General features: G+C 72.6%; 12 protein-coding genes. 6 read left to right on the top strand and 6 right to left on the bottom strand.

Translation table 11 applies throughout. The annotated features are described in order from the left end of the window. The first annotated feature begins 1 nt into the window (after window position 1). Complete coding sequence (locus tag FZ046_RS10375; protein ID WP_211372271.1) at window positions 2-1,069, top strand: glycosyltransferase family 9 protein; 1,068 nt, start codon at window positions 2-4, stop codon at window positions 1,067-1,069. Here the strand turns inward: FZ046_RS10375 and FZ046_RS10370 are convergent. Genes FZ046_RS10370 through stpK7 form a run of 4 tightly spaced genes read right to left on the bottom strand, consistent with a single transcriptional unit; the run spans window position 1,029 to window position 5,724 of the window. Further along, on the bottom strand, window positions 1,029-2,096 hold the full coding sequence (locus FZ046_RS10370) for a glycosyltransferase family 4 protein (protein ID WP_211372270.1): 1,068 nt from the start codon (window positions 2,094-2,096) through the stop codon (window positions 1,029-1,031). The two genes, FZ046_RS10375 and FZ046_RS10370, sit on opposite strands and share 41 nt — an antisense overlap. Continuing rightward, the gene (locus FZ046_RS10365; protein ID WP_070355836.1) at window positions 2,093-3,241 is read right to left on the bottom strand and encodes a glycosyltransferase; all 1,149 of its coding nucleotides are present in this window, start codon (window positions 3,239-3,241) and stop codon (window positions 2,093-2,095) included. Before FZ046_RS10365 ends, FZ046_RS10370 begins: the two co-directional genes overlap by 4 nt. A gap of 58 nt (window positions 3,242-3,299) precedes the next feature. Further along, window positions 3,300-3,926, bottom strand: a complete 627-nt coding sequence (locus FZ046_RS10360; RefSeq protein WP_070355837.1) for a rhomboid-like protein — start codon at window positions 3,924-3,926, stop codon at window positions 3,300-3,302. Then, window positions 3,916-5,724, bottom strand: a complete 1,809-nt coding sequence (stpK7, locus tag FZ046_RS10355; protein WP_149484241.1) for a serine/threonine protein kinase StpK7 — start codon at window positions 5,722-5,724, stop codon at window positions 3,916-3,918. The genes FZ046_RS10360 and stpK7 overlap by 11 nt, the downstream gene beginning before the upstream one ends. 215 nt (window positions 5,725-5,939) lie before the next feature. Between stpK7 and FZ046_RS10350 the strand changes: the two genes are divergently transcribed. From FZ046_RS10350 to FZ046_RS10340, 3 genes are read left to right on the top strand one after another with little or no spacing between them, the layout of a single operon-like run. Continuing rightward, the gene (locus FZ046_RS10350) at window positions 5,940-7,148 is read left to right on the top strand and encodes an acetyl-CoA C-acetyltransferase (protein WP_256277904.1); all 1,209 of its coding nucleotides are present in this window, start codon (window positions 5,940-5,942) and stop codon (window positions 7,146-7,148) included. A gap of 1 nt (window position 7,149) precedes the next feature. Beyond that, window positions 7,150-7,920, top strand: coding sequence for an enoyl-CoA hydratase/isomerase family protein (locus tag FZ046_RS10345; protein WP_070356211.1), 771 nt, complete (start codon window positions 7,150-7,152; stop codon window positions 7,918-7,920). A 27-nt stretch (window positions 7,921-7,947) separates the two neighbouring features. Then, complete coding sequence (locus FZ046_RS10340) at window positions 7,948-9,246, top strand: acyl-CoA dehydrogenase family protein (RefSeq protein ID WP_070356210.1); 1,299 nt, start codon at window positions 7,948-7,950, stop codon at window positions 9,244-9,246. 156 nt (window positions 9,247-9,402) lie between these two features. On the opposite strand, the gene FZ046_RS10335 is transcribed toward FZ046_RS10340, so the two are convergent. Together FZ046_RS10335 and FZ046_RS10330 are read right to left on the bottom strand one after the other, a co-directional pair. Next, entirely contained in the window at window positions 9,403-10,350 is a 948-nt protein-coding gene (locus FZ046_RS10335) for a phosphotransferase family protein (RefSeq protein WP_070356213.1), read from the bottom strand. 8 nt (window positions 10,351-10,358) lie between these two features. Continuing rightward, window positions 10,359-11,147, bottom strand: coding sequence for an SDR family NAD(P)-dependent oxidoreductase (locus tag FZ046_RS10330; RefSeq protein WP_070356209.1), 789 nt, complete (start codon window positions 11,145-11,147; stop codon window positions 10,359-10,361). A 111-nt stretch (window positions 11,148-11,258) separates the two neighbouring features. On the opposite strand from FZ046_RS10330, the gene FZ046_RS10325 reads away from it, so the two are divergent. Next, complete coding sequence (locus FZ046_RS10325; RefSeq protein WP_070356208.1) at window positions 11,259-12,095, top strand: LLM class flavin-dependent oxidoreductase; 837 nt, start codon at window positions 11,259-11,261, stop codon at window positions 12,093-12,095. Window positions 12,096-12,151: 56 nt separating this feature from the next. Then, window positions 12,152-13,564, top strand: a complete 1,413-nt coding sequence (locus tag FZ046_RS10320; protein WP_070356207.1) for an NAD(P)-binding protein — start codon at window positions 12,152-12,154, stop codon at window positions 13,562-13,564. Window positions 13,565-13,579: the final 15 nt, after the last annotated feature.

The raw sequence follows: 13,579 nt of genomic DNA, 5'->3' as shown, positions 1-13,579 counted from the left end.
AGTGGGCATCTCAGCAGCCGTGCCCGTTCTGACCGATCCCGACGTCCGCCGCGTTGCACTGGTCCGGCTGCGCGTGGGTCTCGGTGATCTGCTGTGCTCGCTGCCCGCCTGGCAGGCGCTGCGCGCGGCCCGGCCGGACCTGCACGTCACCGTGATCACCTGGCCGGAGATGGCGCCGCTGCTGCACCGGATGCGCGACTGCGTCGACGACCTGCTGCCGTTCCCCGGCTTCCCCGGCATCCCCGAACGCGCACCGCAGCCCGAGGCTTGGGCGCCGTTCCTCGCGACGGCGCTCGAGCGTGAATTCGACGTGGCGCTGCAGTGCTACGGTGACCGGCCCGCGGCCAACGAGGTGACCGATCTCCTCGGCGCCCGCCACGGCGGCGGCTTCGTCGCCGCCGGCGCACGGCCGGCCGGTGACGCGTCGATGTACCTGGACTATCCGCGCACGGTGCACGAGACCCAACGGCATCTGGCATTGCTGGCGCACCTCGGCGTCCCCACCGACGGCCACGCGATGAGCTTTCCCTTCGAGGCCGCCGACGACGACCGGCACGACGCCCTGCTGCGCGAAACCGGGCTGCGGGCAGGCGAATACGCGGTGCTGCATCCCGGTGCGAGCGCACCGACGCGGTGCTGGCCCACCGAGCGCTACGCCGCCGTCGGCGACGGACTGGCGCAGCGCGGGCTGCGCGTCGTCGTGGCGGGGCAGGCCGGCGAACGCGAGCTGACCGGTGCGGTGCGCGCCGCCATGCGCGCCGACGCCGTCGACGCGACCGGGCGCACCGACGTCGGCGGGTATGCCGCCCTGCTGCGGGACGCCGCCGTCCTGGTGGGCAACGACACCGGCGCCGCGCACCTCGCCGCGGCGACCGGGACGCGGGCGGTCACGGTGTTCCTGTCCGGCGACCCCGTCCGCTGGGCCCACCCGCTGCCCACGCATCGTGCGGCGCTGGTCGACGTCGGCTGCAATCCGTGCGGACTGCTCACGTGTCCGATCGACTTCCGCTGCGCCAGCGGCGTATCCGTCACGCATGTACTGAGCCAAGTCGACGAGCTGCTCGGCTGAACGCCGCCCGGCGCAGCACCTCGGCGGTGCGCTCCGCCATCAGCGTGACGTCGAGGTCGGCCTCGGCTCTCAGCCGCGCCGTCGCCCCCAGCGTGCGCCGCAGCTCGACGTCGTCGAGCAGTCGGCGCAGCGCCACCACCAGCGCCGGCCGGTCGTCGACCGGCACGATCAGCACGGCGCCGTCGAGCGCCTCGCGGGTGTCGCCCACGTCGGCCGAGACGCAGGGCAGGCCGTGCGCGACGGCCTCCAGCAGCGCCAGCGACAGCGCCTCCCGCCGGGACGGCAGGCAGAACACGTCGAGCGTGCGCAGCAGGCCGGGTACGTCGTCGCAGTGACCGAGGAACGTCACCGGCAGCCCGGTGGCTTTCTCCTGCAACGTCTTCCGGTCACGGCCGTCGCCGCCGATGACGAGGCGCAGCGCGCGGTCCTCGTCGTGCAGCTCCCGCACGGCGTCGATCAGCAGGTCCAGTCCCTTCTGCTCGGTCAGCCGCGCCACCGTCCCGATCGTGACGGGCGTCCGGTCGACCACCTCGACCGGTGCGTCGGGGATTTCGATGCCGTGCCGCACCCGCACCACCCACTCCTCGGGGACGCCGAGATCCCGCAGCTGCTCGGCGATGGTGGCCGACGGTGCGATCGCGTAATCGACGGCGGGGAAGGCACTCTCGGGTGGCGTCCCCTGCAGGTGCAGGGTGGTGACGGTGGGCGCGACGCCCACCGCGGCGGTGAGGACCGCGAGGTTGCTCGCCGGATCGACGAGGTGGACGTGCACGACGTCGGGATCCAGGGCCGCCAACGCCTCGGCCACCGCCGGCGCCCGGTCACGGTGCCGGTGCAGGTCGACGACGACGAGGTGGTCGACGAGACCCGGCTCGCCGAAGTGGCGTGCCACCGGTTCGCTCACCACCAGCGAACGGCGGCACCACGCCGGCAGGTGCCGCAGCAGCCGCCGCGCGTAGACCTCGGCGCCGCCGAAGGCGTCGCTGTCCACGACGACCGCGACGTGCAGGTCCGCCTGCGCCGTCACGCCACCACCTCGCGGTAGGCCTCGAGCACCCTGTCGGCCAGGGCCGGCCACTGGTAGGCCGCCGTGCGTGCCCGGGCTTCGGCACCCAGCTTCCCGGCCAGCCCGGGCTCGGTCAGGACGCGCCGCAGCGCCGCGGCCAGCGCCGGCGCGTCGCCCGGTGGCGTCAGCAGCCCGGTGTCGCCGTCGGCGACGAGGTTCGGGATGCCCCCGACGCGGGAGGCGACGACGGGCAGGCCACACGCCATCGCCTCGATGATCGCGGTGCCGAGTTCCTCGTAGCGCGAGGGCATCACGAACACGTCGCCGCGACGCATGAGGGCGGGGACGTCGTCGTGGGCGACGAAACCGAGGAAGCGGATGCGGTCGGCCACGCCGAGCCGCTCGGCCAGGCGCTCGAGCTGCGCGCGGTCGGGGCCGTCGCCGGCGATGGCGAGCTGGGCGGTGGGCAGGTCGGCCATCGCCCGGATCAGTGTGTCGACGCCCTTCTGCGGATGCAGCCGCCCGACGAAGAGCAGACACTGCCCGCCGTGCGGCGCGATCGGCGAGGCGTCGTCGAACAGCGTGGGATTCACACCGGACGGGACGACGCGGATGCGTTCGGGGTCGATGCCGTCGGCGGCGAGTTGGTCGCGCAGCCGGTCGGTCAGCACCAGGATGCGGTCGGCGCGCCGCTCGCCGGCGTCCTCGACGACCGAGCCGACGACCTTGAGCGCCGCCGAGCGCACGCCGCTGATCCGCAGCGTGCGGCGCTGGCTGCTGTGCACCGTCAGCACCATCGGGATACCGGCGCGACGCGCCGCGGCCAGACCCAGCGGCACGATGGCGAGGTCCTCGCCGAGGTGGACGTGGACGAGGTCGTGGCGGCGGGCGAGCTGCCACACCAGCCGTGCCGCGGGCACGGCGTAGAACTGGCGGCACACCGGCACCGGAAGCCCCAGCCGGGCGACGACCGCGGCCCGGCCGAGCCGCAGGACCCGCGGGGACCCCGGCGGCCACGTCGTCAGCACCGTCTGACGCACCCCGCGGGCGTCGAGTGCGCGGGTCAGTTCACCGGTGTGGGTCTGCATGCCTCCGACGAGGTCGAAGCGCGTCCGCAGTGGGACGCCGACCGGGTCGAACACCGAACACAACCGCAAGATCCGCACCCATGCGTCCTTCCCCTCATCGTCCGTCGAGGAGGGGCCATACCCCGATTCCGGGCGGTCATGCCCGAGGCATCGGACCCGGGTACGGCAACGCGTCGCGGTGCGGGGCGAGCGCGCCGGCGGCGAGCCCGACCACGAATGCCGTGAGGTGGCCGACCTCGGTGGCGGTCGGGCGCGCCGCGGCGTTGCCGGTCAGGGCGGCCGTCACGGCGAGCCGGCACCGCCGCCGCCATGGCGGCCGGACGTAGGCCGTCAGGGCACCGGCCAGCCCCAGCACCACGTAGCTGACCCCGACGTCGCGGGCGTCGACGAGCCGCCGCGGCGCACGACCGCGGCGGATGCGCCGCGACAGGTGACCCTGCCCCACGTAGGTGGCCACCACGTGCGCCGCGGCGCCGACGACGAGCCAACGCGCCCAGCCCAACCGACGCTCGGCGGGGCCGACGACCGCGGCGAACACCGGCACGTACGGCCACCAGCTGCGGCCGTCGAGCCACAGCGCACTGGTGACGAGCACCCGCACGGGCTCGCTGCGCAGCCGGCGCAGGTTCGTCGAGTGCTCGCGCTGCAACCGGTTCGCGCCGCGCCGACCCGCCGCGCGCTGCCGGCGCGTGGTGACGAACAGGACGGCCAGCCACGCGGCCGTCAGCGGCGCACCGGCCGCCACGCGCTGCTCAGCCGCCACGGGCGCCGTTGCGCGCGGGCTCGTCGATCATGCCCTTCTCGACGCCCCACATGGTGGCGATGGTGCGGTACTCGCCGGTCGCCATCAGGTGCTTCAGCGCCAACCGCAGCGACTCGGCCAGCGCGGAGCCCTTGGCGACCGGCCAGCCGTACGGCGAGACGTCGAAGATCTCGCCTGCCGTCTCCAGTGCGCCGGCGGACAGCTTGACCGTGAAACCGGTGACCGGTGAATCGGCCGACATCGCCTCGACGTCGCCGGCGATGAGCGCCGCGGTCAGGTCGTCCTGGCGGGTGTAGACGACGACGTCGATCGGTGGCAGGCCGGCGGCCGTGCAGGTCGCACTCTTGGCCGGCAGCTCCTCGGTCTCCTGGATCGTCGCGAACTGCACGCCGACCCGCAGCCCGCACGCCGCGTCCGGATCGACGTGGCCGCCGGACCGCTTCGCCCACTGCGTGCCGGCCTGGAAGTAGGTGACGAAGTCGACCGTCTTCTCCCGCTCTGCGGTGTCGGTGATCGAGGACATGCCGACGTGAAAGCTGCCGCCGCCCACGGATCCCATGATGCTCTCGAACGCGGTCTCCCGGTAGTCCGGTGTCAGGCCCAGCACCCGGGCGATGGCGTTCATCAGGTCGACGTCGAAGCCGACGATCCTGCCCGAGGAATCCTCGAATTCGTTGGGCGCGTAGGGCGTGTTGACGCCGATGACGAGCCGGCCGGTCGCCCGGACGTCCGGCGGAACCGTCGCGGCGATCTCGGGCACCGCGCCGTCCGGGGCGGCGACGGGAGCGGTCGACTCGGTGACCCCGGCCGGGGTGGCGCCGCGATCGCCGACGCCCCAGAGCTGCCACGCGCCGAAGGCGCCGGCGCCGGCGAGCACCACCACTGCGCTCGACGCCGCGAGCGCGCGCCACGGCGTCCGCCGCCCGCTGGGCAGCCGCGCCGAGTGCCTGCCGCTGGTGCGCCCCGACCGGCCGCGCGGGATCGGTGCGGTCAGCGCACGCCGCGCCGCACCGGCGAGTTCGGCCGCACTCTGGTAGCGCTTGGCCGGCTTCTTCGCCATGCCCGTGGCCACCACGTCGTCGAACGCGCCGAGGCGTCGATCGATCGCCGACGGCTTGGGCGGCGGGGACATCATGTGTCCGGCGATCTGCTGCTCGAGGCTGTCGGCCTGGTACGGCCGGACCCCGGTCAGCAGCTCGTAGAGCACGCAGGCGAGGGCGTAGACGTCGGCGCGGCCGTCGATGGCGCCGCCCTCGAAGCGTTCCGGCGCCATGTAGCCGAGCGTGCCCAGCGTGTTGCCCGCGGTCGTCATCCCCGCGTCGCCGACGGTCCGCACCAGACCGAAGTCGATCAGGTAGGCGAAGTCACGCGCCGTCAGCAGGATGTTCGACGGCTTGACGTCGCGGTGGATGAGTCCCTGGGCGTGCGCGGCGTCGAGCGCCCCGGCGACCTGCTCGACCACGGTCACCGCCGTCGCCGGGTCGAGCGGCTTGGCGTCCTCGGCGAGGATGGCGCCGAGGGTGCGGCCCTCGATGAGGCGCATGTCGAGGTAGAGCCGGCCGTCGATCTCGCCGAAGCCGTGGATCGGCACCACGTGCGGATCGTTGACGCCCGCGGCGGCCTGCGACTCGCGGCGGAAGCGCTGCTGGAACGTCTCGTCCTGCGCCAGGTGCGGGGGCAGGACCTTCAGTGCGACGACGCGGTCGGTCCGGGTGTCGTAGGCCCGGTAGACCTCGCCCATCCCGCCCCGGCCGAGCAGCTCGACGAGCTGGTAGGGACCGAAAGGTGTCGCATCCACCGCGTACTCCTCGGCTGCGTCCCGTCGGTGTGTCGACTGAAGTTACCGCACCTTCCGCCGGCGCGGCGAGGATACCGACAGTCGGTGCCACTTTCTCCCGCCGATGAGGCATCCGTCGATCGTCGTTGACCTGGAGCCCACGGCGAGAATACCGTTCTCTTCTGCGGATCATCCATTCTCGACTTCGACGGGAGCCGGCCATCGACGCCTGGATCATCGACGCCGTCCGTACGCCGCGGGGCCGGGGTCGGCCGGACGGCGCCCTGCACGGCGTGCACCCGCAGGCCCTGTTCGCGCAGTGCCTGACCGCGCTGGCGGAACGGGTGGGTTTCGACCCCGCCGAGGTCGACGACGTGATCGCCGGCAACGGCATCCTCTCCGGGGACCACGGCGACGACGTCGCGCGCCTGGCCGTCCTGCTGGCCGGCTGGCCCGAGACCGTGCCCGGCATGACGCTCAACCGGTTCTGCGGCTCCGGTCAGCAGGCCGTCACCGTGGCGGCCACCGCCGTCGCCGCCGGCGCGGAGGACCTGGTGCTCGCCGGCGGCGTCGAGTCGATGTCGCGGTGGGACGTCGGCGTCGGCGTCCCGACCATAGACGGCGGCAATCCCGCCTTGCGCCGCCGCTACCCCACCGTGCCGCAGGGCATCTCGGCGGACCTCATCGCCACGCTCGAGGGCTTCGGCCGCGCCGACGTCGACGCTTACGCCGCCGAGAGCCAGCGGCGCGCCGCCGAGGCGATCGCCGAGGGCCGCTTCGACCGGTCAGTCCTCGCCGTGACCGGCGACGACGGCGCGGTACTGCTGACGCAGGACGAACACCCGCGGCCGGGAACCACCGCCGAGCGCCTCGCCGGACTGCGGCCCGCCTTCGCCGCCATGGGCGCCGCGACGGCCGACGGCGAGGCCAGGAGCTTCGACGAGATCTGCGCGGAGCGGTACGGACTCGACGCCATCGACCACGTGCACCACGCGGGCAACTCGTCGGGCGTCGTGGACGGCGCCGCGGCGGTCGCGGTGGCCTCCCGCAATTGGCTCGACGCCCACGGTGTCACGCCGCGCGCCCGCATCCGCGCCACCGCCGCGCTGGGCAGCGAGCCGATCATCATGCTGACGGCACCGGGGCCTGCCGCCCGACGGTGCCTCGACCGCGCCGGCATGACGGCCGCCGACGTCGACCTGTGGGAGGTCAACGAGGCCTTCGCCGCGGTGCCGCTGAAGACCATTCGCGACCTGGACCTCGACCCCGAACGGGTCAACGTCAACGGCGGCGCGATCGCCCTCGGCCACCCGATCGGCGCGACCGGCGCGATGCTCCTCGGCACCGTCCTCGACGAACTCGAACGCCGCGACCTGTCGACCGGACTGGTCACCATGTGCACCGGCGGCGGCATGGGTACGGCCACGATCATCGAGCGGGTCTGACGTGGCCACCCTGCTGCTGGACCGGCCCGCCGACGGCGTCGCGGTGCTGACGCTGAACCGCCCGGAGCGGCTCAACGCCATCGACGAGGAGCTGCGCGACGCACTGCTGGAGACCGTTGCGACGCTCGCGGCCGACCGGTCGGTGCGGGCGATCGTGCTCACCGGCAGCGGACGCGGCTTCTGCTCGGGCATCGACGTCCGCGACTTCGGTCCCGGCATGCTCGACGCCGACGCACCGGCGATCGACCGCATGCGGTTCCAGGAGGCGATGGCCGCGCTCCCCCGTGCACTGCGCGACGCCCCGCAACCCGTCGTCGCCGCGGTGAACGGCGCCTGCGTCGGCGCCGGCCTGGCGCTGTGCCTGGCGAGCGACGTCCGAATCTGTTCGTCGACAGCGACATTCGGCAACGCGGCGATCCTGCTGGGGCTGTCCGGCGCGGAGATGGGGATGAGTTACCACCTGCCCCGCATCGTCGGCACCAGCGTGGCCGCGGACTGGATGCTCACCGGCCGCACCGTGTCCGCCGAGGAGGCCGACCGCCGCGGGCTGGTCAGCCAGGTGGTCGAGCCGGCGGACCTGCACGACCACGCCGTGGCGCTGGCCGGCCGGATCGCGGCGCTCGCCCCGCTGGGCGTCGAGCTGACGAAGCGCGCGCTGCAGGTCAACACCGACGCCGCGACGCTCGACGCCGCGCTGGAACTCGAGAACCGCAACCAGGTCCTGACCCACGCCACCGACGACGCCGCCGCCCGGCGCGCGGCGTGGGCGTGACGGACCGCCGAGACGAGGAGGACGCCCATGGCCTGGGACTTCGACACCGACCCGGAATGGGCCGAGCAGCTGGCATGGGTCGAGGAGTTCGTGCGCACCGAGTGCGAGCCGATCGACTACGTCGTGAAGGAGTCGCACGACCTGAACGACCCGGTGCGGCAGGCGCTCATCCCGCCGCTGCAGCAGATCGTCAAGGACCGCGGGCTGTGGGCGACGCACCTCGGACCGCACCTCGGCGGGCCCGGCTACGGTCAGGTCAAGTTGGCGCTGCTCAACGAGATCCTCGGCCGCTCCGAATGCGCGCCGATCGTGTTCGGTTCCCAGGCACCGGATTCCGGCAACAGCGAGATCCTGGCGCACTACGGCACCCCCGAACTCAAGGAGCGCTACCTCGAGCCGCTGCTCGACAACCGCATCGTCAGCTGCTTCTCCATGACCGAGCCGCAGGGCGGTGCGGACCCCAAGATCTTCACCACCACCGCGGTGCAGGACGGCGACCACTGGGTGATCAACGGCGAGAAGTGGTACTCGTCGTTCGCGTCGATGGCGTCGTTCATCATCGTCATGGCGATGACCGACCCGGAAGCACCGCCGTACGAACGGTATTCGATGTTCGTGCTGCCGGGCGACACCCCGGGCATCTACGTGCTGCGCGACGTCGGGCTGGGCTACCAGCCGCTCGGCGGCGGCGGGCGGGAGGGTTACGTCCGCTACGAGAACGTGCGGGTGCCGGCCGATCACATGCTCGGCCCGCGCGGCGGCGCGTTCGTCGTCGCGCAGACCCGCCTCGGCGGTGGCCGCATCCATCACGCGATGCGCACGGTCGGCCTGGTGCGCCGCATCTTCGACATGCTCACCGAGCGGGCGGTGTCGCGGTACACCCAGGGCGAGGTGCTGGCCAACAAGCAGATGGTGCAGGAGATGATTGCCGACTCCTGGATGGAGATCGAGGCCTATCGGTTGCTGACGCTGCAGACCGCCTGGAAGATCGACAAGTTCAACGACTACAAGGCCGTGCGCGCCGACATCTCCGCGGTGAAGGCGATGATGCAGAAGGTGCTGCACGACGTGTCGGCGCGGGCGCTGCAGCTGCACGGGTCGCTGGGTACGAGCCACGAGATGCCGTTCGTGCAGTACCTCACCGAGTCGTTCGTGCTCGGCCTGGCCGACGGGCCGACCGAGGTGCACAAGGTGACGCTGGCCCGGCTACTGCTCAAGGACGTGAAACCCGCGCCGGACGCGTTCCCGTCGGAGCACCTGCTGCGGCTGCGCGAGGCCGCCGAGGCGAAGTTCGCCGACCGGCTGGCGGGGATTGCGCGGGGGTAGTCCTCTGGCTGCGGCGTGCGCGGAGGGCGTGCCCGGGGGCGGCGTGCAGGGTGGCGTGCGCCGAGAGTACGGAAGATGACGCGACACGCCGACGGTCGCGTCATCTTGCGGAGTGTCAGCGCGGTCAGGCTCGGGGCCGCGGCAGGCTCGGCGCGGTCAGGCGAGGTGCGCTTCGGCCCGGCGCAGCAGCCGCGGCAGCACCGGAGCCATGGCCTCTAGCTCCGCCCGCGGTGCGGCCCGGCGGCGATTGTGCTTGACGATCAGCGACCACGTCGCCGCGGACTTGAAGCATGCCAGCGCCACGAACCAGTCGACGTCGGGTACGGCGCCGTAGCAGTCGAGCAGCTCCGCGCGGGAGGGGACCTGCTCGACGTAGGCCGACGGTCGCGCATACGTCGCGGGGTCGGCGTTGGCGAGGAACCAGCCCACGTCGATGCGCGGATCGCCCACCGACCAGATTTCCCAGTCGATCACCGCGGCGATCGACGACCCGACTGCCAGCAGGTTGCCCAACCGGAAGTCACCGTGCACCACGCACGGCCCGAGCGGCGCAGGCACGCCGGCGAGCAGCGCGTCGCGCACCTCCGGCCAGCCCGGCACGGTGTCCTGGTCGACGGTGCGCAGCGTCGCCGACCACCGGTCGACCTCCGCGGTGGCGTCGACGACGGGCTCGTCGGCCACGCCGAGGTCGCCGAGCGGCACCGCATGCAGTGCCGTCAGCGTGCGGCTGGCTGCCCGGAAGCGTTGCGCCACCGGCTGTTCCGGCGGCGCGTCGACGTCGAACAGCGGCTCGAACGCCTCGCCCTCGACGCGGCTCGCGACGAACAGCGGCGGCACGTCGGGCGGCGCGCCGGCGTCGCAGGCGAGCACCTCCGGCACCGGCACGGCGGTCGCCGCCAGCGCCCGCATGAGCCGGGCCTGCCGCAGGACGTCGCGGTGACCCACCGGCGCGTGCCCCGGCGGAGCGACCTTCACGACCACCGGCCGACGGTCCCACCTGCCCTGATACGTCAGGCTCGACGCCCCGCCGGCGAGCGGCGCGACCTCCGTGACCCCGAGCGCCGCGAGTCGGTTCCGCAGCGCCTCGAAGTCTGAATCAGTCACGGTCCGTTTCACTCACGCAGCCAACCGGTTCCGCGCAGGAACGGCTGTGTGTGGGCGATGCGCCCGGTCACGGTGCGCGGATCGCCGGTGCACAGCGTCAGCGCCGTCTCGGTGATCAGCGCGATGTCCTCGGTCTTGGTCTTCGCGAGGTCGAGGGTGCCGGCCCCGGGCGTCGCGACGGGATCCGACGGCGCGGCCGCGTTGACCGCGATGCCGTCGTCGTACAGTTCGGCCGCCAGGCTCTTCGTCAGCCGGTTGAGTGCGGCCTTGGCCGTGCCGTAGACGCCGAACCCGGCCTCCCGGTCGAAGTCGGAGAACGGCGGTCCTTCGGGCAGGTCACCGCCCACCGACGTGACGTTCAGGATCCACCCGCGGCCACGATCCCGCATCGCCGGGATCGCCAACTGACACAATTGAAGTGGACCGAGTAGGTGCATCTCCAGCATCAGCCGGACGCGCTTCTCGGGAAACCCGTCGAGGGGCCGCAGGAACGTCACCGCCGCGTTGTTGACGAGGATGTCCGGCGCACCGACCGCGTCGACCACCGCCGCGAACAGCCGCTCGCGCTCCTCGCTGCGGGAGAGGTCGGCCCGAACCGCCACGGCACGCCCGCCGTCGGCGTTGATCTCGTCGCGCGTCTGCGCGAGGGAGCCGTCGTATCTGGGGTCCGGGTCCATGGTGCGGGCGGTCAGCGCCACCGTGGCGCCCTCGCGCGCGAGCGCCTGGGCGATCGCCTTGCCGAGTCCCCGACTGCTGCCGGTGACCAGAGCCACCCTGCCCTCGCAGCGTCCTGCCACGTCGACCACCTTCGCCCGAGAATGGCCTCTCCGCACAGGAGAATGCCGTTACCATCGCTGTGCGCGAGTATAGGCAGCTCGCGCAGACCGATCGAGGGTTTCGGAGCGCGCATGGTCGAGTGGTTCCTCTACGTCCCGCAGAGCAGGCAGGGTCTCGACGATCTGGTCGCGAAGGCCCTGGCTGCGGAGGCCGCGGGGTTCGACGGCATCGCCTTCCTCGACCACCTCGAGACACCGATGGCCCCGAGCAGCCCGATCTGGGAGGCGATGACCGTCGCCACCTGGGTGGCCGCGAAGACCGAGCGCCTGCTGCTCGGCCACCTGGTGCTCTGCGACGCGTTCCGCCATCCCGCCGTCCTCGCCAAGCAGGCCGTGACACTCGCCGAAGCCTCCCGCGGGCGGTTCGAACTCGGCCTCGGCGCGGGCTCCATGCCCGACGAGCTGGCCAAGTTCGACCTGACGACGGCCGGCCCGCGCGCCCGCGTCGACGCGCTCGGCGACACCCTCGCCGCGCTGCGGCGGTACTGGGACCCCGCCGACGTCGGCGCGCAAATCCCCACCCCGACGCGGCCCATCCCGCTGGTCCTCGGCGGCGTCGGGCCGCGCATGCTCGCGCTGGTCCGCGAGTACGCCGACTGGTGGAACCTGCCCGCCACCTACGTCGACCGGCTGCCAGAATTCCTGCCGAAGATCGGCGACGCCAAGGCCTCGGTGCAGCAGATGACCGGCTTCGTCCGCGCCGGTGACGACGCGGCGGCCGTCACCGAGAAGGCCCGGCGTCGCTTCGGCCACCTTGGTCCGGGGCTGGTGTGCGGTGATGCCGGCGAGCTGACCAAGCACTTCCGGATGCTCGAGGAGCAGGGCGCCCGACGGATCTACGTCTGGTTCGCCGACTTCGCGCCGCCGGAGACCATCGCCGAGTTTGGGGAGACGGTGATCGGCGGCTGAGATCCCGCCGCGCCGGATCGACCACGGCGGGAGCGCGGTCGGCGTAGCGTCGCCCGATGGACGGATCCGAGACGGACTACCTGGTGGTGGGCGCCGGAGCCATGGGCATGGCGTTCGTCGACACGATGCTGCACGAGACCACCGCGACCGTCACGCTCATCGACGAGGGCCATCAGCCTGGCGGGCATTGGCATTCGGCGTATCCGTTCGTCCGCCTGCACCAGCCGTCGGCGTACTACGGCGTCAACTCCCGCGCCTTCGGCGACGACGTCGTCGACACCGGCGGCTGGAACGAAGGCTTCTTCGAGCTGGCATCCGGCCACGAGGTGTGCGCCTACTACGACCAGCTCCTGCGGCACCAACTCCTGCCGACCGGCCGACTCAGCTACCTGCCGTCGACACGGCATCTGGGCGGCAACCGCTTCCGGACCCTCGACGGTGCCGAGCACACCGTCACCATCCGGCGCCGCCTCGTCGATGCCACCTACCTGCGGACCGTGGTGCCGGCGATGCGCCCGCCGCCGTTCTCGGTCGACGACGGCGTCACGGTGGTACCGCCCAATGACCTGCCGCGCCACGCCGCCGGCCACGACCGCTTCACCATCGTCGGCGCAGGCAAGACCGGCATGGACTCATGTCTGTGGTTGCTGCGCAACGGAATTCCGCCGGATCGGCTGCGCTGGATCATGCCGCGGGACTCTTGGCTGATGAACCGGGCCAACGTGCAACCCGGCGCGCGCTTCACGGCAAGCACGCGCGCCGCGCTGGGCGCGCAGCTCCGCGCCGCGTTCGAGGCCACGTCGCGCGCGGACCTGTTCGCCCGGCTGGAGGCCGACGGCATCCTGTTGCGGATCGACCCGGCCGTCGAACCGAGCATGTACCACTGCGCCATCGTGTCGATGACCGAACTGGACCACCTGCGGAGCATCGTCGACGTCGTCCGGCGCGGCCACGTGCGCCACGTCGGCGGCGACCGCTTGCGCCTCGACGGCGGCGATGTCGACGCGGTACCGGGCACCCTCTACGTCGACTGCACCGCCGCGGGCCTGACCCGACGCCCGCCGGTCCCGGTGTTCGCCGACGACCGCATCACGCTGCAGAGCATTCGCGGCTGTCAGCAGGTGTTCAGTTCAGCGCTCATCGCCCACGTCGAACACGCGGCGTCCGACGACGACCAGCGCAACGACCTGTGCCGTCCCGTCCCGCATCCGGACGTCCCGGCCGATTGGCTGCGGGTGGCCATGGCGGATCACGATGCCCAGGTGCGCTGGCTCGCCGACGACGACCTGGCGGCGTGGCTGGAGTCCTCGCGGTTGAACCTGCTGCGCCGCATGTTCGCCGAGCTGCCCATCGAGCCCACGGCCCGTGCGGAGGCCGTCGGCGTCATGGCCGCGACGGTCGGCGCCGGCAATGCCCGGCTGGCCGATTTCCTCACCGAAAGCCCCGGAAACGACGAACACCGGCCGTGAGACACGGCCGGTGTT

This window comes from Mycolicibacterium grossiae (assembly GCF_008329645.1).
Classification (GTDB): Bacteria; Actinomycetota; Actinomycetes; order Mycobacteriales; family Mycobacteriaceae; genus Mycobacterium; species Mycobacterium grossiae.
The sequence above is the reverse complement of the archived record's forward strand: the minus strand, read 5'-3'. Positions and strand labels throughout refer to the sequence as shown.